The following is a 25119-nucleotide window of genomic DNA, read 5'->3' on the forward strand; positions in this document are numbered from 1 at the left end:
CGGTGCGGGAGCCGCTCGCCACGAATGAGGGAGGTCAAGGTATGGATAGGAACACGTCGGTCCCCGACGAACACGGCGAGGCTGCGACCGCCTGGACGCATATGGCGGCAGCGATGCACGACACGGCGGCCCGCGAGGGCGCGGCCCTGGAAAACGACGGCGGCCACGGTTTCGAAACGCTGGGGCGCCCCCTGCTTTGGCGCACGTTTCGGGGCACGAGCTTCGTTCGCGACGCCGTCGCCGTGGAACGGGACGAACTGGCCCACCAGTGGCGCGTAATCCCCAAATACGATCGGCTCTTCCAGGCACTGCTGACGATCCTGGAAGGGTTCGACGTGGTGCAGTCGACGGGGACCCGAGTGGTGCCGCCGGACCCAGTCCGGACAGGCCGTCTCGACGCGGAGCTGGCTCGCCTGGACGCGGCGAAACGAACCTGGCTGGCGGCCTATCCGGACCTGGCTACCAACCTGGAGTTGCTGGAGACCTGTATCGCCCACCTGCCCGGGGTCTTGGACGGCTCGGTCGCGGCCACGGACGTCCTGTTCCCCGAGGGTTCGCTGCACCTGGTCGAAGGGGTCTACCGCGGCAACCGCAACAGCGATTACTACAACCGGCTCCTGGCGTGCGGCATCGCCGCGACGGTGGCCGACCTGACCGAGCGCCGACCGAAATCGGAGAAGATCCGAATCCTCGAAATCGGTGCCGGCACGGGCGGCAGCAGCGCCTTCGTGCTGGAAGCGCTGAAACCGTGGTCGGATCGGCTGGTGTACTGGTACACCGATATCTCGGTCAAGTTCCTGAACCATGCCCGGACCCATTTTCAACCGCACTACCCGTTCGTCGAACCGCAACTGTTCGACGTCGCGCGGGCGCCCGATGCCGGCGAGATCCCACCGGGCACCTGCGACCTGGCCTTCGCCACCAACGTGCTGCACGCCACGCCCCATATCGGCCGCACGTTGCGGCACCTGGCCGCGATGATGACGCCCGGCGGCATCGCCATGATCAACGAGCCCACCCACATCCAGCATTTCGGCACCCTGACCTTCGGGCTGCTCGACGGCTGGTGGCTCTTCGAGGACGGCGAGCGACGCATCCCCCACTCGCCCCTGCTCGACCGGGACGCCTGGACGCGGAGTTTGCGCGAGAACGGCTTCGCCGAAGTGGCCTGTTTCGGCCGCGGCGAGCGCAGTGCCGTCGCCTCGCTGCAACACGTCATCACGGCCCGCTACGACGGCGTGCCCCGACCATCGGCCGAACCGCGCGAAGCACCGACCAGGGTCAAGACCTACGGCCCCTTCAAGCCGATGAACGCCGACCTGATCCAGGCCCAGCGCGCCGGTGCCAAGCTCTCGGATCGCAAGCGCGAGTACCTGGCCGCCTTCACGGAACACTACCGCGGCAAGAATCCCACCTCGCGCGCCAACGCCCAGAAGTTCCGCGCCCGGTATGCCGACCAGCGAGCCATCGCCTTCTTCCACCCCACGCTCAAGGAACTCTGCTTTCCGCTGGAGTTGGACGAAGCCGAGGGCGCCGCCCTGCGCGACGTGGACGGCAACGAGTACCTCGACATCGCCATGGACTTCGGCTGCAACCTGTTCGGGCACCGGGCGCCGTTTCTGGTGGAGGCGATGCGCGGCCGCATCGCCAACGGCCTGGCGCTGGGCATGCGGCCGCCCTCGGCGGCCCGAGCGGCCGAACTGCTTTGCGAACTGACCGGACACGAGCGCGCCGTCTTCACCCAGTCGGGCACCGAGGCCGTCATGACGGCGGTCCGGCTGGCGCGCCACGCCACCGGCCGCCACCAAATCGTGATCTTCGCCAACTCCTACCACGGCCACGCCGACGGCGTGCTGGCCTACGGCATGATCGAGGACGGTCGTCTGCTGACCAAGCCGATCTCCCCGGCGATCCCGCCAGGCATGGTGCGCGACGTGGTGGTGCTGGACTACAACACGCCGGCCTCGCTGGCCTGGATCGACCGCCACCGCGACAGCCTGGCCGCCGTGCTCGTGGAGCCGATGCAGTCGCGCGGCCTGCACCAGCACCCCGGCCCCTTTCTGCGCGAATTGCGGCGCCTCACCGAAGCCGCCGACGTGGCCCTGATCTTCGACGAAATGATCACCGGGTTCCGCACCCATCCGGGCGGGGCCCAAGCCTGGTTCGGTGTGCGGGCCGACCTGTGCACCTACGGCAAGGTCCTGGGCGGCGGCATCGGCCAGGGCGCCATCGGCGGCAGGGCACGCTACCTGGACGGCATCGACGGGGGGACTTGGCGGTACGGCGACGACAGCTTCCCCGCCGTGGAACGCACCTTCTTCGCCGGCACCCACTCCCAGAACACCCTCGGCATGGCGGCCGTCGAAGCCGTCCTGAGCCACTTACGGCAGGCCGGTCCCGAGCTGCAGCACGCACTCAACCGAACCTGCGCCGAAATGGCCCGCCGCCTCAACGCCTTCTTCATCGCCGAGGAAGTGCCCATGATGGTCCAGTACTTCGCTTCGCTGTTCCGCTTCGAGCCCAACGGTCCGCTCAGCCCGATCGACCAGAGCCTGTTCGTCTACACCCTGCGCGACAAGGGCATCATGATCAGCGAAATCGGCAACAACTTCCTTTCCACCGCCCACCGGCCCGAGGATATCGATCGCTTGGTCGCTGTCGTCGCCGAGGCGGTATCCGACCTGAGACTCGGCGGCTTCCTGCCGCGCCGAAAACCGGCACGGGCCCCGATCCTGCCGGAACCGCCCTACCGAACAGACACCGCGCCCAAGACGGGCTCACCGAAATGGGGGGCACTGCTGGCCGAGCTCGACATCCCCTGAGCCCGGCCGTCCCAGGGACCGAACGAGACCGAGCCGCCGCCCGCCGACCTCGAACACCGGCACCCATGGCCGCAAGGGGGCGTGATCGGCAGCGCCGGAGGCATCCGGCATTTGGAGGATTGCAATGGCATCGATCGATCGAGACAAGGAACCCGGCACCGGTTCGCCGTCGGACCGAACCAGCGAGGGCGAAACGCCCCACCCAACGCGCCAGTCGATGGACATCGCCATCGTGGGCATGGCCTGTCGTTTTCCGGGCTGTTCCGACTGGGGCGGCTACTGGAAGAACCTGCGCGACGGGGTGAACGCGATCGAGGAAATCCCTCCGGACCGCTGGGACACGACCCGCTACTATTCGCCGGACGTCAACGAGCCCAACAAGAGTGCGGGCAAATGGTCGGGCCTGGTGGTCGACCACAACCGCTTCGACAACCAGTTCTTCCACATCTCGCCACGGGAGGCGATGAACATGGAGCCCCAGCAGCGCCTGTTGCTGGAAGAGACCTGGCACTGCATCGAGGATTCGGGCATCCCGCTCGCCCATCTCCAAGAGGTGCCGACCTCGGTCTCGGTCGGCGTCATCACCAACGGGTACCACGGCCGCATCTCCTCCCGCGAGGAGGCCATCGACGCCTATGCCGCCCTGGGCCACTACGGCTCGATCGCCTCCAACCGCATCTCCTACACCTTCAATTTCAGCGGCGCCTCGCTTTCGATGGACGGCGCCTGCGCCTCCTCGCTCTACGCCCTCCACCACGCCAAGCTGAGCCTGGAGCGCGGTGAGTGCCGTTACGCCCTGGCCGCCGGTGTCAGCATCACCAACTACCTCTGGAAATTCCTGGCCTACTCCAAACAGCGCATCCTCAGTCCCGACGGCCAGTGCAAGACCTTCGACAAGGACGCCAACGGCTTCGTGCCGGGCGAAGGCGTGGGCGTGGTCCTGTTGCAGCCGCTGGAACAGGCGATCGCCGACGGCAACGTGATCTACGGCGTGCTCAAGGGCTCGGCGGTCAACCACGTCGGCACATCCCACACGATTTCGGCGCCGCGCGTCGACGCCCAGCGCAACGTGATCCTGGCCGCCTACGAGAACGCCGGCATCGCGCCGTCCGAGCTGTCCTACCTCGAAGCCCACGGCACCGGGACCTCGCTCGGCGATCCCATCGAAATCGAGGCCCTCAGCCAAGTGTTCGCGCCGGACACCGACGAGCGCGGCTTCTGCGGGATCGGTTCGGCCAAGACCAACGTCGGCCATCTGGAGGCCTGCGCCGGCCTGGCCGGCCTGATCAAGATCCTGCTCATGATGCGCCACCGCCAAATGGCCCCGACGCTGAACCTGGACACGATCAACCCCATGATCGACTTCGCGCGCTCGCCCTTCGTGCCGGTCACCGAACCCCACGCCTGGCAACCGCGCGCGGCGGACAAACCCCTGCTGGCGGGGATCAGCGCCTTCGGTTTCGGCGGCTCCAACGCCCACGCGGTGCTGGCCTCGTTCGAAGATCACCGCACGCCCGACCGCAGCCCCGAACCCGGCGAGCACCTGTTCCTGCTCAGCGCCAAGTCCAAGCGCGCCTTGCACGCGACCCTCGCCCGCTGGCGCGCCTTCAGCGCAAGCGAGGCCTTCGAAGAGCTGGACTTCTCCGACATCTGCCGTACCGTGGCGCGCTCGCGCGGCGACTTTCCCGTGCGTGCCGGGACCCTGGTCGCCAACAAGAACGAGCTGCGCCAATGGTTGCAACGGCCCGAGACCGAGATGCACAGGCCCGCCACCGCGCCTTTGGTGGCGGCCTTTTCCGAATGCTGCCTCAACGGCTGGACCGACCTGAAAACGCTGTACGCGCGGGAGTCGCTGTTCCGCGAGGCCCTGGACGCGTTGCTGACGAACCTGGCCCGGCCCGAGCACGGGCTTTCGTGGGATTGGCACGACGCGATACGGGTCCCGGTCTGGCCCGATGCGGACAAGGCCTCGTTCCGCTTCTGCGTGGCGATCGCCCGCTTCGACATGTTGACCCAACTGGGTGTGACCCCCTCGCTCGTGGTCGCCGGTTCGGACCAGGTCTACCAGGCCTGTTGCGCCGCCGGCGTGTTGGAACCGCGCCAAGCCCTGGCCCTGCTGCGCGGCGAGCGGACCGCCGACCAGGTACGCCTGTCCCGCCCGAGCATCCCCCTCTACGACCCGGTCCACAAGCGCCGTTTCCGCCGCTATCACATCACCGCCGCATCGCTGGAACACCTGCGCCGCGACCTGGTGGTGACGCCGCGCGAGGTGCGCACCTTCCTGGACAAGGCCAGCCTGCTGATCAAGAACCAGTTCTCCTTCCTCAAGTTCCTCCGTGGCTGGGCGAACCTGACCGAGCGCTACCAGCTCGACCTCTTCGACCTGATCCGCCAGCCCGACCTGGCCGAAGACACCCATCACGACGGCCCCCGACTGCTGGCCACCATCGCGATCTCCACCAGCCTGCACCAGGTCAACCTCAAGTGGAACCTGAGCGACCTGGTCCACGTGGGCGACACGCGCTTCACCGAGCTGGTCAACCTGGTGGCCCGCGAAGTGATGCCTCGCGAGGAACTGATCGCCTGGTTGTTACACAAACCGGTGGATCTGGAGGCCTTGGCCGAAGCGGTCAACCGCAGGCAGGACCGCCTGGACCCCGATTTCGACTACCGCTGGCTGGGCGACCGCGAGTCGCGCCTGGACGAACTGCCCAACCTGCAGGAGTGGAAGGACGCGTTGGCGGGCCTGGCCCTCGGTGAGATCCTGACGGAACTCTGCACCGAACACCGCATGTTGACGATCGGTGCTTCGGACGCCGATGGCAACCTGCCCGGCGTGCACTTCAGCGCCTTGGGCGATCACTCGTTCCTGGCTTCGCTGCTGGAACTGGCACTTCAGGGCGCGCCCATCCGCTGGCAACACATCTATCCCGACCACTCCTATCGCAAGGTGCCGCTGCCGATCTACGCCTTCGACCGCCACGCGTTCTGGCCGGTGGACAAGGGTCACCACGTGGACGACGCCGTCCTGAGGGAACGCCTGGAGCGCGACCTGCTGCCGCTGCTGAGCCAAGCGGGACCGGACGAGGCGGGCTCGCTCGACCCGGAGGCTTCCTTCGCCGCCCAGGGCTACGACGCCCGAGCCCTGGATCACGTCGCCGCGTCGATCAAGCGTCACTTTCGTTTGGAACTGGGGCCACCGTACCCCAGCGAATCGCCCCGCGCCTTCATCGACCACCTGCTCGATCGCTGCCACGACAGCCTGATCGCGCTCTATCCCGAGTTGGCAGAGCCGATGGCGGCGGAAGCCCACAAGACCATCTCACCGGCCTCGGTGGCAGAGCCGAGACAAAACCCGGTGACCCAGGCAGCGCCGCCCAGCGCTTCGACGACCCCGAATCCGGTACCGCGTAACGAAACCGGGGAGTCGGCTGAAACCCGCTACTTCCAGCCGGTTTGGGTACCGTTGGCGCTGCGCGAGGACGTCGGCAGTTTTCGCTGGATCGCGATCGTCGGGCTCGCCCGCGATCATCGACTTGGTCAGGCGCTGATCGACAGCCACGCCGACTCCGAGGCGATCCATCTCGAACTGGACGATCGGGATCCGCTCGATCCCTTATTTTGGGACCGCTTCGTCGACGGGTTGCCACAGGGACCGGGAGCCGTCTATTTCGCGCCGGAAGCGACCCTGGCCAAATGGCAGGGCGACTGGCCGACGATGGCCCAGCGAGCGCAGACGCTCACCGGCGGCCTCATGCTGTTGTGCCAATCCCTAGGTCGTGTCGCCCGGGCCGCCAAGATCGCACCGCCACGTCTGACGCTGATTTCGGCCGGGGCCTATTCGCTGACCACTTCCCACCCACCCCACAACCCCATCGGCGCCGCGCTGGTGGGCATGTGCTCCAGCCTGCCGATCGAATACCAGGACTGGAACCTGAGCGCCGTGGACCTGGACCCCAACGACGAGGCATCCTGGCCCGATCAGGCGGTGCACGTCGCCGCCGAAACGTTCTCGGTGGAAAGCGGCCCGATCCTGCTGCGCGGCGGCATGCGCTTTCGCCGCACTTTCCAGCAGTTGGCGCTCCAGGTCTCACAGGTCCACCCGGTGCTGCGCCGCAACGGGCGCTACCTGATCCTGGGCGGCTCGGGCGGCATCGGCCTGCGCATCGGCAGCGAGCTGCACCGCCGCTACGACGCCAAGGTCTGCCTGGTCGGCCGTCGTCCGAGCCTGGACCGGCCGATCCCCGAGGGCATGCACTATCGCGCGCTGGACATCTGCGATGCCGAAGCCATGGCAGCCCTGGTCACGGACCTGAAGCAGGAGTGGGGCGGCATCGACGGCATCTTCCACTCGGCCGACACGCCCTACAGCGCGCTGCACCGCGAGGCGGACCTGGAACGCAGCCTCGAAAGCCTTCGCCCCAAAATGTTGGGCGCCACCATCCTGGCGCAGATCGCCCGCGACGAATCGCTCGATTTCCTGGTCTTCTTTTCTTCGATCGCCGGCTTGTTCCCCGTTCAGGGCGGCGGCTCCTACGGCGCGGCCAACGCCTTCATCGACGCCCTGGGCCTCTACCTGCGCCGCACCATGCACACCCCCACCAAGGTCATCAACTGGGGACTGTGGAAGGACACCGGACTGGCCGTGCACTTCCAGGATCGCCACCTCAAGGCCGGCTTCCTGCCGTTCGTCGACGACGAAGGCGAGACGGCCTGCGCCACGATTTTGGCCGGGTTCGCCGAACAGGTGGTGCCGCTCAAGGCCACGCCACGCCACTTCGCCGAACGCGGCTTCGAGAACAGCGCCCACGCCACCCAGCTCGCCAATCCGCTGCCGCGTCTACCGCGCGATTGGCACCACCACATCGTCCACGCCATGCGCGATCAGTTCGAGCGTCAGGGCGAAATCAGCGGCGTGTTCCCCGAACTCCAGAACCTGTGCGCGCGCCTGCTGCTCTATCGGATGGAAACCTGGGGCATCGCCTTCCAACCCGGCAGCCAGGTCCAGATCGACCGTGAAATCAGTCGCCTGGGCATCATGGAGCGCTTCCACCGCCTGTTCCGCGCCATGTTGGGCATCCTCGAGCGCAGCGGCTGGTTGATCGCCGACGGGCTACACCTGCGCGTCAGCGATGCGATCAGCGCCGTGTTGGCCGAACGCGATCGGGTGGACCGCGAGAAACAGCGCTTCCTGGAAGCGTTTCCGGTCTACGAGGGCTTCGTCAGCCTGGTGGAACGGTCGCTGTCCCAAATGCGGGAAGTGATCCGCGGCCAGAAGCCGTTCGCCGAAGTCCTGTTCCCCAACGGAAAGATGGACCTCGTCCAGCCGATCTACCGCGACAACCCCAACGCCGACTTCTTCAACCGACTGGTGGCCCAGACGTTGGTCTCGTTCTCCCACCTGCACGAGCGCAAACTGGAGAAACCGGTAGTACTGGAGGTGGGTGCGGGCACCGGCGGCACCTCGGTCTACGTCTTCGAGGCCCTGATCAAGAACCAGATCGAGGTGGCCTACCACTACACCGACATTTCGCACGCCTTCATCAACTACGGCCGGCAACGCTTCGGTTCGCGCTACCCGAACATTGCCTTCGAGGTGCTGAACCTGGAGCAGGATCTGGCCCGCCAGGGCTTCACCCCGGGCCAGTTCGATTTCATCTTCGGTTCGAACGTGGTGCACGCCACGCGCAACGTGCGCGACACCTTGGCCCGCCTCAAATCGCTGCTGCGGCCCGGCGGCTTGCTGGTCCTCAACGAGATCACCGCCGTGCAGGACTTCGCGACCCTGACGTTCGGACTCACCGAGGGCTGGTGGCTCTACGAGGACCAGGGCCGACGCCTGCCCAATTCGCCCCTGTTGGACGTGCCCCGCTGGCGCGCCCTGCTGGAGAGCCTGGGTTTCCATCCGGTGTGGCTGCCGATCGGCGAGCAGGGCGACGACGGTTGGATCCAGCACGTGTTGGTGGCCGCTTCGGACGGCCGCATCGAAACCAAACTGTTCAAGGCGGCGCGTGACATGGAGAAGCCCGACGCTTCGCTGCTGGGTCGGGCCACGACGACGCCGCACGCCGAGGTGGCGCCCGCCATCTCGGCGCCGAGCGCGGCGACCGGCGAGGACCGGAACCAGCGCGTCCAGTCGGCCCTGGCCGATTACCTGCGCGACATCTTCGGTCAGGCCCTGCGATTCGACTTCGACAAGGTCGGCGCCGACGAGGCGTTTGCCGACTACGGTGTGGATTCGCTGATCGTGATCGAGGTCCAGGAACGGTTGACCCGCGATTTCGGCAGCATTCCCAACACACTGCTGTTCCAGTACCGCACCATCGCCGAACTGGGCGCCTACCTCGCGAAGGAATGCGCCGATCGCCTGCCCCAGGTGCTGGCGACCGAGATCTTCCAGCCGACGCCGATCCCCAACCGCGAGGTTCCGACCCCCGCCGCGGACACGACCGCACCGGTTCAGGGTGCACCGGCAATCCTGCGCGACCGGCGCTCCGGTGACGCGGAGCCGATCGCGATCGTCGGCGTCAGCGGGCGTTATCCCAAGGCCGAGGATCTGGACCAGTTCTGGCGGAACCTGGTCGACGGCACCTCCTGCATCGGGGAAATCCCACCCGATCGTTGGGACTACCACCCCTGGTTCGCCCCCGAGGAAACCCAATCGCGCGGCGGCCGGATGTACAGCAAGTGGGGTGGCTTCATCGACGACGCGGCCGCCTTCGATCCCCTGTTCTTCGGGATCAGCCCCAAGGAAGCGCACACCCTCGATCCCCAGGAACGGTTGATGTTGGAGTTGGCCTGGTCGGCGATCGAGGATGCCGGCCACACGCCGACCGACCTGCGCGAGGCGCCCGGCACGGGTGGGAACGTGGGTGTCTTCGTGGGCGTCACCGGCAGCACCTACCAGTGGCTGGGGGTCGAGTCCTGGGCCCGCGGCGGCGAGATGTCGCAGAGCTTTTCCTGGAGCGTCGCCAACCGCATCTCGTTCCAGTTGGATTTCAACGGGCCCAGCGTGCCGGTGGACACCGCCTGTTCCTCCTCGCTGGCGGCGATCCACTTCGCGGCGGCCAGCCTGCGCCGCGGCGAATGCCGCTCGGCGCTGGTGGGGGGCGTCAACCTCTACCTGCACCCGGCCAAGTACGCCTTCCTGTGCCACATGACGATGTTGTCGCGCGACGACCGCTGCCGCGCTTTCGGCAAGGGCGCCAATGGCTTCGTGCCAGGCGAGGGCGCGGGCATGTTGCTGTTGCGACCACTTTCGGAAGCGGTTGCCGACGGCGATCAGATCTACGCCGTATTGCGCGGCTCGGCCGTCAACCACGGCGGACGCACCAACGGCTTCACGGTACCCAATCCCGGCGCCCAGGCCGACCTGATCGACGCGGCCCTGTCGGACGCCCGGCTGAAAGCGGCCGACATCGGCTACGTCGAGGCACACGGTACGGGCACCCTGCTGGGCGACCCGGTCGAAGTGGAGGGCCTGACCCAAGCCTTCGAGCGCGCCGGCGGCAGCGAGCACTGCGCCTTGGGCTCGCTGAAATCCAACATCGGGCACCTGGAGTCGGCGGCCGGGGTCGCCGCGGTCACCAAGGTCCTGCTGCAGTTGCGCCACCGGACCCTGGTACCGACGCTCCACGCCGACCCCCCCAACTCCTTCATTGACTTCGATCGCACGCCCTTCGAACTGGTCCAGTCCTGCCGCCCGTGGGAGGCCCGAGAGGACGGCGCCCTGCGGGCCGGCGTCAGCTCGTTCGGCGCCGGCGGCTTCAACGCCCACGTGATCCTCGAATCCCACGAGGACGCGCCCCCCGTGGCACCGGTGGACCCCACCACGCCCCATCGGGTGTTGGTGCTCTCGGCCCGCGACGCTCCGCGCCTGCGCGCCCATGCCCAACGAATCCTGAGCTACCTGGAGCGGGAGGGCCGCCCCGAGGCCGCCTGGCAGCGCGACCTGTGCTTCACGCTGCAAACCGGGCGCACCGCGATGACGCACCGCCTGGCGCTGTATGCCGCCGACCTGAATGGTTTCAAGACCGGACTGGCCCACTTCCTCGAAGACCGCGAGCACAAGGATCTACATGTGGGCCACCTCGCCAACGGGAACGGCGCGCGACAGATGTTCGGCGAGGACGACGAGGACCAGGCCTACCTCGGTATGTTGGTTCAGGCCGGGAAATGGTCCAAGATCGCGCGCTTCTGGGTGGACGGCATCGCCCTGGACTGGTCGCGCTTCTACCCGCCCGGTGGCGCGCGCCGGATCTCGCTGCCCAGTTACCCCTTCGCCCGCGAACGCTACTGGCTGCGCGGTACGGAGGATCCCGGCGCACCGCGGCTGGGCCCGCTGCTGGACCGTCACCTGCCCACCTTCGATCCCCGGGTCGTCTTCGCACGCAAGATGGAGCCGGGCGATCCGCTGGTGCGCGACAACCTGGTGGAGGACACCTGCTACCTGCCGTTCGCCGCCCAACTGGACATGGCGCTGGCAGCCGCTGCCGAGGCCGAACCCGAAACGTCCTGGCAGGTGGGGGCGGCAGCCTGCTTCACCTCGGCGATCCCCGAAAAGGGGTGCGAACTGGAACTGGCGCTGTCGCGCGAGGGCTCGGATCAACTCGCCTTCGAACTGCGCGGCGAGGAAACCTACAGCTCGGGCACGCTGGAGCGGCGTCGGCCTACCGGAGGGTCCGAGCCGGTCACGCCCGCGGTGGCCATGACCGAGGAAACCGCGCTCGACGTGGACGCCTGCCGCACCCGGCTGGCCCAGCTCGGCCAGTCGCTCTCGGATTACTACACCTGCTTCCGCCGGGTCCACCTGGGCCCGCGCGGGTTGGCCTTCGCCTTCGCGTTCGGCGAAGGAGGCGGCCGCAACGCGACCGCTCGCCTGCGGTTGGTCCACGCCGCGTTGTCGATCTGCCAACTGCTTCCCGGCGGGCACGCCAAGCTGTGCTTCCCCACGTCGCTCGCGGGCATCGACACCTTCGCGCCCACGGGCGACACGGGCAGCGTCCACCTGCGGATCGTCGAGCGGCGCCGCGACGTGCTCCGGGTCCAAATCGACATCTGCGATGGGGAAGATCGCCCGCTGAGCCGCTATCGCGAGGTGACCCTGACCGGCCAGGCCGACCCGGCCATGCCCGACTTCACCTACCTGCCCCAATGGCGGGCCCTGCCGCCGACACCGACCGCGGGTGACGTGCCGCAACGACTGGGTACCTACCTAGTCGTGGAGGCCGGCAACCGCGCGACGGCGTGCCGCGACCACTTGCGCGAGCGTCATCGCGGCGCCCGGGTGATCACCTGCACACCGGGCCAGGCCACCCGGCTGGAAGCACCCGATCACTGGGTGTTCGACAGCCAGGCGCCCGATGCCTTCGTCACGATCTTCGACGACATCGACAACTTGGCGGGCATCTACTTCCTGGGCCTGCACGACACCTCGCGTTACGACGTGCACGACGAGGCCATGGCGGACGATGCGGCTACGCTTTGCCTGCTGCTGGTTCGCCTGATCAAGGCGGCCGACCGACGCGGCTTCCTCAAATCGGCAATCGCCTTCAAGGTCGTGACCAACGGCGCCGAATCGCTGGCCGGCGAGCCGGTCTCGCCGATCTCGGCTGCCCTCCACGGCCTGAGCAAGTCGATCGCCTGCGAATACCCGCGACTGCGACTCGGCGTGCTCGACTTCGATCCGACCGAACCCGAATGGGACGCGGCCGCGGCGATGGACATGGTGGTCACCGATCCCGGTCGCCAGACCGGCGCCGAGCGCCTGGTGCGCCACGGCATCGCCTTCGCCCGAGCGTTCGTGCCCCTGCGGCTGTCCATGAGCGGCGAAGTCCCCTTCCGGCCGAACGGGGTCTACCTGATCGTGGGTGGCGCACGGGGGATCGGCTACGAAACGGCCGGGTTCCTGGCGCGCAAATACGCCGCGCGCCTGGTGCTGGTGGGTCGCTCGGCCGCCGACGGCCAAATCGAAGCGCGCCTGCGCACCCTGCGCGAATGGGGCGGCGAGGCGATCTACGTCTCGGCGGACATCGCCACCCGGCCGGGCACCGAGGGTGTCGCCGAACAGGTGAGCCTGACCTTCGGCAAGCTGCACGGGGTCTTCCATTCCGCCATCGTGCTGCGCGACCAGACGCTCGCCAAGATCGACGAGTCGGATTTCCGCGCGGCCCTGGCACCCAAGGTCCAGGGAAGCCTGGCGCTGGCCCACGCGCTCGACCGCTTCGATCCCGACTTTCTCGTCTTCTACTCTTCGGCCAAGACTTTCGTCGGCGATCCCGGCCAGGGCAACTACGCCGCCGCCAGTGCCTTCGAAGACAGCTTCGCCCAGTACTTCGAACACCGGACCGGGGTGCCCACCTTCACCGTGAACTGGGGTTACTGGGGCGATGTGGGCATCGTCGCCGATCACCAGGTCAAACAGGTCTACGCCCGCAAGGGGATCGGCAGTATCGGCTCGCGCGAGGGCATGACCGTCGTGTCGCGCCAACTCTCCGGCGGCGTGCGGCGGGTCATGGCGCTCAAGGCCGGTGCGCGCATGTTACAGGACTTGGGTGTCGATCCGACCCAGCCGACGCGGGCCACCAGCGGCGTCACGCCGCTCCCGGTGGAACCCGCCCGGCGCGCCATGGAACGGTTCCGCGCCGACGCCCCGGCCGACCACGAAGAATCGCGTGCCTTCGAACTGCTCGACGCCTGGGTCCGCCGATCGGTGTTGGCCGCGTTCCACGAGGCCGACCTGCTGGCCCCCGGCACGGATCCGGTCGATCTCGACGGCCTGGTTCTGCACGGCGGGGTGATCCCGCGCTACCGCCGCCTGCTGGCCGCGATCATGGACATGCTGACGCGTGGCGGCGAGGTCGAGGCGATCGGATCCGGTTGGCGCCTGGCGACGGCACCGGCGGGCACGGACGCCGAAGCGCTGGAGCGGCAGCGCCAAGAGGGCGAATCCCGCTTCCCGGGTTTCAAACCCTACTTCGACCTGACCGCCGCCTGCCTCGAGGCCCTCTGGCCCGTGCTGCGCGGCCAACGCGACGCCGCCACGGTCCTGTTCCCCAACGGCTCCATGGAAGCCGTTCAAGGCATCTACAAGGGCAACCGCCGGATCGACTACTTCAACGATCTGGCCGCGGTGGGCATTCGCTCCGCGGTCATCGAGTGCCTGCGCCAATCCGATGCCGGCACCAAGGTGCGCATCCTCGAGTTCGGTGCGGGTACCGGCGGCACTTCGGCCTTCCTGTTCCGTGCCCTGGAAGAGTTCGGTCCCTACCTGCACTACGACTACACCGACGTCTCGCCCGCCTTCCTCCAGCACGGCCGGCGCCACTATCCACACGCCTTCGTCGACTTCCGCACTTTCGACATCGAACGCGAGGCCAAGGCCCAGGGCTTCGAGCTCGGCAGCTACGACATCCTGGTCGGCGCCAACGTGATTCACGCCGTCGCCGACCTCGAAACCGTGACCCGCAACCTCAAGGGCCTGCTCAAGCGCGGCGGCTGCCTGCTGCTCAACGAGGTCACCTCGCTGATCGATTTCTCCACCGTCACCTTCGGGCTGACCCGTGGATGGTGGGCCTTCGAGGACGCCTGGCGAATCCCGCACGCGCCGCTCCTGGACCCACCACGCTGGCTCTGTTTCCTGAGCCGCTGCGGCTTCGATGCGCCCTTCGCGATCGGCGAGCCGGGCGTCCCGTTGGCGCGCAGCCGGCAAGCGATCGTGGCCGGGTACAGCGACGGGTTGGTGGCCGCACCCGATCACGCCGAAGTGCCGACCGCGACCGGTCGTCCGGCCGTCGCAGGGTCCGCACCGACCGAAACGAAAGCACCGAACCCGAGCGCGCGCGTGCCCCTGGTGATCTCCCGGGCGGCCACTCCGGAAGCCAAGCGCGTGGTCGATGCCGAAGCCGGCCCGACGTCCCGGGCGGCGCGACCATTCGACCTCGATGCACGCATCCGCGAGGTGACGCGCGAGGCCGTGGCGGCCAGCGTCGAGCTGCCGGTCGACCGGATCGAGGACGAGGCGGCCTTCTCGGAATACGGGGTGGATTCGGTCATCGGGATCTCCATGATCGACGACCTCAACCGCCGCCTGGGCCTGGATCTGCGCAACACCCTGATCTTCGACTATCCGGATGTGGCCTCGCTCTGCGATCACCTGATCGCCGAGTACCGCGACACCATCACGCCCTTCCTGCGCGCGGCTCGGGAGCCCGGCTCCGCCGAAACGACGGCAGCGCCGCGCGACATGGCGTCGGTCCCACTCGAGACGCCCTTCGACGCGGAGGAACCGGTCACCCTCGAACGGGTGCTGGAGGGCCTGGCCACCGGCGCGCTGACGCCCGAAATGGCCGACGCGCTGCTCTCGAGCTGTGAAAGCTGAAGAGGGTGTCCCGTGGGGACACGCCGACGGGCGCGCCCCCGATCTCTTTCCACCGAAACCAACCCGTGCGGCGGACACACATCGCCGCACGGCAAACGCGAAGCGCACCACACCGCCCGAGCCGATCAACCACCACCATCTCGCCCCACGGGATCGACGAGGAGTTCACGTGAACACATCCAGAAAGGACATTTTCGATTTGGTCGCCCGCAAGCAGATCTCCATGGAGGAGGCGCGCCGCAGACTCGGCGAATTGGCGGCCGAGCCCACCCCGGCGCGGAAAGGTCCGACCTCGGAGACCGCCACGCGCAGGCAGGATGCGGACGTCGCCGGTCCACACGGGCGGCAATCGGCGGAGGACATCGGCTCGGCTGCACACCGCGATGACGCCGGGCCGCGTTCGGCTTCGCCCATCGCGGTGATCGGCATGTCGGCGCGCTTTCCCGGTGCGCCCGATCTCGATCGCTTCTGGCGCAACCTCCTGAACGGGGTCGACGCCGTGAGCGAGATTCCGGAACACCGCTGGCGGGCCGAGGACTGGTACCATCCCGACCCCGACCATCCCAACACCACCATCAGCCGGTGGGGCTCCTTTCTGGAGGACATCGATCGCTTCGACCCGGGGTTCTTCAACATCTCGGCGACCGAAGCGGAGATCATGGACCCGCAGCAGCGCCTGTTCCTCGAAGGTGCCTGGCACGCCCTGGAGGACGCCGGATACGATCCCCACGCGTTGACGGGCAGCGCGCTCGGGCTCTTCGTCGGCGCCAAATCGACCCGCTACCTGGACTTCTACCAGCCCGCCCGCCAAGGTACCCAACCGCTGGCCAGCCGCATGCTTTCGGTCATCCCCGCGCGCCTGTCCTACCTCCTCAACCTCAAGGGACCCAGCATGATGGTCGACACCGAGTGCTCTTCGTCGCTGGTCGCCGTGCACCAGGCCTGTCAGGCCATCCGCAACGGCGAGTGCGACATGGCGCTCGCCGGCGGCATCACCCTGCTGATCGAGCCCGAACTCTTCATCACCCTGAGCAAGGCCCAGATGCTCTCGCCCCGAGGCCGCTGCGCCACCTTCGATGCCGAAGCCGACGGCATCGTGATGGGTGAGGGTCTGGGTCTGGTGCTGCTCAAGCCTCTCGACCAGGCGCTCGCCGATCACGACGCGATCTATGCGGTCATCGAGGGCAGTGCGGTCAATCAGGACGGCAAGACCAACGGCATCACCGCACCCAACACGCTCTCGCAAATTCGGTTGGGTCACGATACCTACGACCGCGCCGGCATCGAGCCGAGCCAACTGGGCCTGATGGAGTGCCACGGCACGGGCACCAGCCTGGGCGACCCGATCGAAATCGAGGCCCTGACCCGGGTGTTCCGGGAGCGCGGGGCGGCCGATGCGCGGGTCCCGATCGGTTCGATCAAGACCAACCTGGGTCACACCCTGCTGGCCGCCGGCGCCGCGGGCCTGCTCAAGGCGGCGCTGGCCGTCGCCCGCGACCAGATCCCCCCGTCGCTTCACTTCCGTCACGAGAACCCGCAACTGCGCCTGGCCCAGTCGCCGTTTTTCGTGGCCGAACGGGTCATGCCGTTCAAACCGGGCCGTCGCTTCGCGGCGGTCAGTGCTTTCGGGGCAAGCGGCACCAACTGCCAGGTCATCGTGGGGCAGGCGCCACCGCTGACCACCGAATCCCGCGAAGACGGTCCCTTGCTCTGGCTGTTCAGCGGGCGCAACGAGAAGGCGCTGGAGGACAACGTGGCGGCCTTCCGAACTTGGTTGGCGCGCGATGGCCAAACCGCCTGTCTCGCCGACGCGGCCTTCACGCTGGCCTGCGGTCGCACCCATTTCCGCACCCGGTTGGCCTTCGTGGCCCAGGGTCGCGACCGCCTCGCCGAGATACTGGACGACTTTGGGCGCGCGGGCGCGGTCCCCGGCGAAACGTTTGCCGGTCGCGCCCGAGCCAACGCCAAGGGCTCGACCTCCATCTCGGCACTGTTGGACCAGGCCGAAACCGCGCGGCGGGTGCCACGCGCCTGGCATGCCCTGCTCACCCGATTGGCCCAGGCCCACATCGAGGGCGAGGCGTTGGACTTCTCGGCCCTGTACCCGTTGGCCCGGCACCGCCGGATCCACCTCCCCGGCTACGCGTTCCAACGAGAACGCCACTGGCTGTTCCCCTACCCCGCGCCCGAACGGACCGAGGCCCTGACCGGTACCGCGCAACCCACGGCGCGGCGACTCGAAAGCGACGCCTGGTACCTCGCCGACCACGTCATCGACGGCCGCCCCCTTCTGCCAGGGGTCTTTCAGATCCACCTGATTCTCGAAGCCGCACGCCGACGATTCGAGGCGGCCGACAACCGCTCGATCACGCTCGCGAACCTGGCCTTCACCATGCCGGTCGCTGTCGATGGTTCGACCCTGGACATCGACTGCCGCCTGGCGGAGGTCGAGGGCCAGTCCGATCGCCTGGCTGCCGAGATCGTCACGGACGACGGCGTTCACACCCAGGCCCAGTGCCGGCTGGAGCGAAGCACGCCGCCGGAACCGATCGACCTGCACGCCCTGAAGAACGAACTCCGCGAGACTTGGGATCGCGACACCGTCTACCGCCGATTCGCGGCCACCGGTATCGACTACGGATCGAGTTTTCGAGTCGTCGAACGTCTGGCCTGGGACGACCGGCGTGCCCTGGCCAACCTGGCGCTACCCGAATCGCGCCGCGACGATCACCAGTACGCGGCCCATCCCGCCTTGCTCGACGGCGCCTTCCAGACGGTACTGCCCCTCATGGGCGCGTCCATGGCCGCCGAGCCCGACGCCGTTTGGATCCCGTTCGCCATCGGCGCGTTCCGCCAGTGGGGGCCTCTGCCGGACCGCGCCGTGGCCCTGGCGGTCGCGCACCCCAGCCGCGACGGGGCCGCCTCGAAGCGTTTCGAACTGTTCCTGGCCGATGAACAGGGCGAGGTCCGCGCCCACTTCCAGGCCTTCGCCGTGCGCCGCCTGCGTCAGGAAACACAACCCATCTCGACGACGCCGGCGGTCGCCAACCTGCTGCTCGGCTCCCGGTTCCAAGCCATCGACCTGCCCGGAACCGATGGACACCGGGCTGGGCCGATCATCGTGTTCCAGGATGGCGACGGCACCTTCGCCGATCACCTACGGGCTGCGCGATCCGAACCCGTGCTGTGCCTGACGCCCGGTTCGGCGTTCCGCGCCGGTCGAGACGCGATCACCTTCGACCCAAGCGATGCCGAGCACCGTCGCCGGTTGGCCGAACACCTCGCGAACCACGTCGATCGGCCGCGCGCCCTAATCGACGCCAACCTGCCGGTAGGCCACGGAAAGACCGCCACCGATGCGGCCGAACGATTGAGGCTCGCGCTCGACCATCGCGTCCACCTGTACAAACTGTTGTGGCGGGTTCCGCACATGCGCCGCACTCGCGTGCTGTATCTCCACGCGGAAGACCGCACCTCGACCGAGCCACCGATCGCCGAATCGCTGGCGGGGTTCTACCGCACCCTTTTCCGCGAGAAGCCCGAGTGGGAGGCGCGCGTGGTCGGCCTCGATTCGGCCACGGAATCCGATCTGCAACGGGTCTGTGCGGACATGGAGGCACTCCTGGCTCTCCCCGCCGATGCGGAACGAGAACTCCGCCTTGGCACGGACCACCGCTGGTCCGGACGGCGCCTGGTGCCGGTCGAGGCCGACACCGATTCGTTCGCCTGGTCCGCGCAGGAGCACTACCTGGTCACCGGCGGCGGAGGCGGCATCGGCCGAATCCTCGGTCGTCATCTCGCGCTCGAGTGGGGCGCAGCGGTGACCCTGCTGGGTCGCTCCGCCCCGCGTCCGGAACATCGCGACGAACTGGCGGACATCCAGGCCAGGGACGGACGGATCCAGTACCTGCAAGCCGACCTTCGCGACACCTTCGCGACCCGCGACGCCCTGGACCAGGCCCGGACGGCATTCGGCCCGATCCACGCCATTCACCACACGGCCGGGGTGATCCGCGACGCCCTGATCCTGCGCAAGTCCAGCGAGGAGATGGCCGAGGTGTTGGATCCCAAGGTAACCGGCACGCTGGTGCTGGATGCCGCCACCCGCGAGGACCCGCTGCGGGCCTTCGTCCTGTACTCGGCGGCGACCTCGGTCCTCGGCAACCTCGGCCAGGCCGACTACGCCACGGCCAACCGCTTCCTCGACAGCTTCGCGACCTGGCGCAACGGATCCGGCGCACCCGGCCGCTGCGTCTCCATCGCCTGGCCGCTCTGGCGCCACGGCGGCATGCAGGTGCCCGAGGAGGCCTGGACCGCGATGAGCGCCAACGCGGGGCTGGCACCGTTGGATGACGCGGCCGGCATGGCCCAGGTGCGCCAGGCGCTGAGCCAACCCGCGGACACGGTGGTCTCCCTCTGCAGCCGCGACCGCGAACGCCTTAGAGACTACCTGGGCCGCCAAGGGCTGCCGCTGGATGGTGTCACTTCCGCGAAGCGACCGGTATCGAACGATCGTGGCACCGCACCGGCCGCACCAGGACCCGAATCGGATGCGCTTGCCGACTTTCCGTCACGGGTGACGCGGCTGCTCGTCGCGCTCGTGGCCGCGCAAGTGGGCCTGAACCCGGACCAGGTCGACCCCCAGGAGGACATGGACAGCTTCGGCCTCGATTCGATCAACGCCATGCAAATTACCGAGCGCCTGGAAGAGATCGCGGGCCCCTTGCCCAAGACGCTGTTCTTCGAGTACGGCTGCTTGGAGGAGATAGGGGCCGCTTTGGCCGAACACCATCGCGACGCGTTTCGGGATCACTTCGGCGACACCCGGCCCGCCGCCATGAGCACCTCACCGAGGGCTTTGCAGGGCCGGGTCTGGGACTGGATGCGTGGCCTGCTGGCGCGGGAAACCAAACTGGATCCCGCCTCGATCGATCCCCACGCCCCCCTCGACGAGCTCGGCATGGACTCGATCATGGCGATGAACATCACCGCCACGATGGAAGATGTTCTGGGCTCCGTCTCCAAGACCCTGTTCTTCGAGCACGGCGATGCGATCTCGATGATCGAGAGCCTTTGTGCCGAGTTCCCCACCGAACTGGCGACCCATTTCGGTGGCGGCAACGACGGCGAAGAAGCCGCGCTCGGGGCCTCTCGACCTGCACGTTCGCAAGACGACCCGAACCTGGACTCCGAACCGGAGGCCGGCTCGGGCGAGCTGACCGACACGACCTGGTATCCCGTGCGTTGCCGCGATGCGAATCGTCCCGTCGAAATCCCAAGCGCCCACCATGGGACGTCCCGCACCGCGGAGGATCGCCTGGACCGCGACATCGCGATCATCGCCGTGGACGGCCGCTACCCGCAGGCCGACAGTCTCGATTCCTTTTGGGACAACCTGCGCGCGGGCAAGGACTGCATTCGCGAGATCCCCGCCGATCGCTGGCCCTCGGCCGAGTTCGACGGCATCCTGGCCAACCGCCGCTCCTGCAAATGGGGCGGCTTCATGGACGACATCACCCAATTCGATCCCCTGTTCTTCAACATCGCCCCGCGCGAGGCGACCCTGATGGATCCCCAGGAACGGATGGCCCTGGAGACGTCCTGGCGCGTGTTCGAGAATGCCGGCTACACCCGGGCCCGCCTGCAGGAGGCGCCGGTTCGCGGCAAGGTCGGTGTCTACATGGCGACCATGTACCCGGAGTACATGTTGCTGGGCCTGGAGTCGGCACTTCGCGGCCAAACCTCGTTCGCCAACTCCATGTTCGCCAGCTTCGCCAACCGCACCTCCTACTTCTTCAACCTGAACGGGCCCAGCATCTGCCTGGACACCATGTGCTCGGGTTCGATCACCGCCATCGGCCTGGCGATTTCGGCCCTACGTGCCGGCCAGGTCTACATGGCGCTGGCCGGCGGCGTCAGCCTGATTTCGCATCCCTACCGCTACGTGCTGCTGGCCAAGGGCGGCTTCTTCTCCAGCGACGGCCGCTGCCGCGGTTTCGGCGAAGGCGGCGACGGGTACGTGCCGGGCGAAGGCTTCGGCTCGGTGCTGCTCAAACGCATGTCCGACGCCCTCGCCGACGGGGACCCGATCCTGGGCGTCATTCGCGGCGTTTCGCTCAACCACGGCGGCCGCGCCACCGGCTACACGGTGCCCAACCCCAAAGCCCAGGCCGACCTGATTCGCGCCGCCATCGAAGACGCGGGCATCGAGCCCCGCGAGGTCTCTTACGTGGAGGCCCACGGAACCGGTACCGCCCTGGGCGATCCGATCGAGATCGCGGGCCTGACGCGGGCGTTCGGGCCGCTGGAAAAGCCTCCTGCGATGGGTTCGGTCAAATCCAACATCGGCCACCTGGAGCCGGCCGCCGGCATCGCCAGCCTGACCAAGGTGCTGCTTCAGATGCGCCACCGCCAGTTGGTGCCGACGCTGCACGTGGACCGGCCCAATCCCCACATCGATTGGGACGCGATCCCCTTCCGGCTGCAACGGGAGACGGCGCCTTGGCAGTCGGACGGCCGGCCCCGAATCGCGGCACTCAGTTCGTTCGGTGCCGGCGGCGCCAACGCCCACATCATCATCCAGGAACCGCCGTCCCGCGAGCCGATGCGTCAGCGGCCGCGCGACGGCCGTCATCTCGTGGCGCTCTCGGCCCGCACGCCGACGGCCTTGACGGCGATGGCGCGGGCGTTGCGAACGCGCCTGGACCGCGACGATTGCGACCTCGCCGATTTGAGTTGGACCCTGCGACATCGCGAGCCGATGGCGGAGCGTGCCGCCGCGGTGATCTCCGATCGGCATCAACTGCATGACTTCCTCGATCGAATGAGCACAGGCGAGACGGCCGCGAATCATTGGCGCGGCAACGTGGAGCAGGCACGCACCGACGCCCGCGATGCCTGCACCACGCCGGAGCAAGCGGCCAAGGCCTTCTGCCAGGGCGCTGCCATCGACTGGGATCGTTTCGGATGTCGTGGCGAATGGATCGACCTTCCCAACTACACCTTCGACAGGCGGCGCTGCTGGTTGGACATCACACCCAGCGGCTGGTCCAAGCCGGTCGAGCCACGACGGCACCCCTTGGTGGGCCCGCCTCTGGCCACGCTGGAAGCGGGCCAGACGTTCCCGATCACCGCCAAAGCGACCCATCCCCTCTTGGCCGAGCACCGCATTCGCGACGCCGCGATCCTGCCCGGTGTGGCCACCTTCGAAATCCTGCGCCAGGCGCTCTCGAATCTGTCGCCGGCCCGTCGGTTGGGAACCCTGCGAAACCTGGTCTGGTTGCACCCCCTGACGGCCGAGGCCCTGGATCCCCAATCGGTGGATCGGGCACAGCTCCACCTGAGCGCTGCGGGATCACAGGTGTTGGATTGGCAATTGGTGCTGGGCGACCATCGCACCGCCGCCCGCGGTGAGGTCACGGGCGAGCCCGCGCCCGCCGAGCCGCCGCTCGACCTGAAAGCGCTCACCGCGCGTTGCCCGAACGCGGCTTCGCCGGACGAGCTCTACGCCACCTTCGACCGCCTGGGCCTCGACTACGGTCGCCATTTCCGCACGATCGAGCGACTCCACGTGGGCGACGGCCAGGCCGTCGCCCAGCTAACCACCCGCGGTCGGGCCGACCTCCCCGAAGAGGCCCTGCTGCCCGGCATGCTCGACGGCGCGCTGCAAACCGCGCTCGGTCTCTGTTGGGATTCGGGCCGCCAGCCCCCGCTCATGGTGCCGTTCTCCGTCGGCGAGGTCCGCTTCCACGCCCCGATCCCCGATCGAGCCTGGGCCGTGGTGGAGAAGATCGCGCAAGACGAAGAGCGCGGCCTGTTGCGCTACGACGTCCGCCTGACCGACGATCGCGGCCAGGTGTGCCTGACCCTGCGCGAGGTCGCCGCGCGCGCCTGGGGGCGCGAGACAACCCCGATCGCCTTCGACGTCGTCGCCCGGCGGCTGCGCGGCTGGCAGGAGGTCCAACCGCGCCTGTCGACGGCCGGCACGGATCGGTTGGAACGCGCGGTGGCCCCGGCGATCCAAGCCCATCTGGCACCGTTGGGCCTGCCGGCCGCGGGCGAACCGTTCGCACGCCACCAACTGGCCGATCGACTGGGGATCCTGCCCAAGTACGGTCGCTGGCTCCAGGCCTGGTTGGCCGACATGGCCCGCTTCGGTTGGGTCACCTGGCGTGACGATCGTGGAACCTTCACCGAAAACCCCGGGGCGGGTACGTCCGACACCCTGCGCCGCATCGCCGCAGAGCATCCCGAGGTCGCGGCCCACGTGGGTCTCCTGGAAGCCTGCCTGCGCAGCCTGACCGACGTCCTGACGGGACGCATCGTCGCCACCGACGTCGTGTTCCCCGGCGCGTCGATGGAGCTGGTCGAAGGCATCTACAAGGGCAACGCAATCGCCGACTTCCACAACCGCGCGGTATGCGAAGCGGTGACGGCCGCGGTCGAAGCCGCCGAGGGCCGCCCGCTCGCGATCTTGGAAGTGGGTTCCGGCACGGGCGGCACCAGCGCTTCGGTGCTCGAAGCCCTGGCGCGCCTGAACCAACCGATCACCTACCTCTACACCGACGTCAGCCCCGGCTTCGTCCAGTACGGCAAACGGCGCTTCGGCAACTATCCCTTCGTCCAGTTCCGGACCTACGACCTCGAACGCGAACCCGAAAGCCAGGGCCTGACGCGGGGCGGTTTCGATCTCGTGCTGGCGGCCAACGTGGTTCACGCCACCCCCGACATTCGGGCTTCGCTCGATGCCGTCAAATCGCTGCTCAAGCGCGACGGGCTGTTGGTGCTCAACGAGATCTCCTCGCGGAGGGCCTTCTCCAACGCGACCTTCGGCTTGCTCGACGGCTGGTGGAAGTTCACCGATCCCGAACGGCGCGTGCCCTTGTCGCCCGCACTGTCACCGGACCACTGGCGCCAGTGCCTGGGCCAGTCGGGGTTCACGGGGTTCTCGGTGACCGGGCTGCCCGGTTTGGCTCCGGACCGGCTGGAGCAGGCGATTTTGATCAGCCGCTCGGACGGCGTGGTCGCGAACCCTGTCACCCCGCCCCAAGGCGCCGAATCGCAGGAAAATGCGCCCGAGACCCAGCCAACCAAAGTGGAACCGGCGCAGGCACTGGCGCAGGCACTCCTCTCCAGACAGGCCAAATCGGAGTCCATCGCCGAAACCTTGATCCCCCTGTTGTGCGACGTGCTCGGCTGCGGCCGCGAGGAGCTGCAACGGGCGCGACCGTTCAGCGAGTACGGCGTCGACTCCATCGTCGCCGTCGACCTGATCACCCGCATCAACCAACACTGGCAGCTCAACCTGCGCCCCACCCTGCTCTTCGACTACAACCACGTGAACAGCCTGGCGGCCTATCTTGCGGAGCTGCCGCAAGTGAACCGGGCTTCGGTCCCCACCCAGCCCGTACGCCTCGGGGCAGACACCCCGCCGCCAATCGCCGCGGCCCAAGCGCCGGTCCACGCCGCGACCGCGTTCGGCGATCACGAGGCGCCGGGCGGCTCGCGTCGACACGACATCGCCGACCAGCTCTGCGCGATCGCCGCCGAGGTGCTCGGCTGCACGCCGGCCGAGATTCGCCACGACAGGCCGTTCAGCGAGTATGGCGTCGACTCCATCGTCGCCGTCGACCTGATCACCCGCATCAACCGGTACTGGCAGCTCAACCTGCGCCCCACCCTGCTCTTCGACTACAACGACGTCAGCCGCCTGGCCGAGCACCTCGCCGATCAACCGGCGCTTCGAGCGGCGACGCCGACGGCACCCACGAGCGGCAACGGGCCCGTCGTCCCCCGTTCCCCGGCACCGGCGCTGAACGACGAGCACGCGGTGCTGAGTGCCCTCGCCGCGGGAGACATCGACCTTCACCAGGCCGACACCCTGCTGGCCGAGCTGACTGCGCCCTGATCCCGAACCCA

General features: G+C 68.1%; 3 protein-coding genes. All 3 read left to right on the forward strand.

All coding sequences use genetic code 11. The features are described 5' to 3' along the window. The first annotated feature begins 41 nt into the window (after nucleotides 1-41). The 3 genes from J3U87_RS33395 (at nucleotide 42) to J3U87_RS33405 (ending at nucleotide 25108) form a co-directional block, all read left to right on the forward strand. Nucleotides 42-2822, forward strand: a complete 2781-nt coding sequence (locus J3U87_RS33395; RefSeq protein ID WP_237380302.1) for an aminotransferase class III-fold pyridoxal phosphate-dependent enzyme — start codon at nucleotides 42-44, stop codon at nucleotides 2820-2822. A gap of 124 nt (nucleotides 2823-2946) precedes the next feature. Beyond that, nucleotides 2947-15201, forward strand: coding sequence for an SDR family NAD(P)-dependent oxidoreductase (locus tag J3U87_RS33400; protein ID WP_237380304.1), 12255 nt, complete (start codon nucleotides 2947-2949; stop codon nucleotides 15199-15201). Between the two features lie 169 nt (nucleotides 15202-15370). After that, entirely contained in the window at nucleotides 15371-25108 is a 9738-nt protein-coding gene (locus tag J3U87_RS33405; protein ID WP_237380306.1) for an SDR family NAD(P)-dependent oxidoreductase, read from the forward strand. Nucleotides 25109-25119: the final 11 nt, after the last annotated feature.

The sequence above is a fragment of the Sulfidibacter corallicola genome (assembly GCF_017498545.1).
In the GTDB taxonomy this organism is placed as follows: domain Bacteria; phylum Acidobacteriota; class Holophagae; order Acanthopleuribacterales; family Acanthopleuribacteraceae; genus Sulfidibacter; species Sulfidibacter corallicola.

Excerpts from the sequence above, each read along its gene's own strand:
- J3U87_RS33395 (WP_237380302.1), top strand. The coding sequence starts at position 42 with ATGGATAGGAACACGTCGGTCCCCGACGAACACGGCGAGGCTGCGACC.
- J3U87_RS33400 (WP_237380304.1), top strand. The coding sequence starts at position 2,947 with ATGGCATCGATCGATCGAGACAAGGAACCCGGCACCGGTTCGCCGTCG.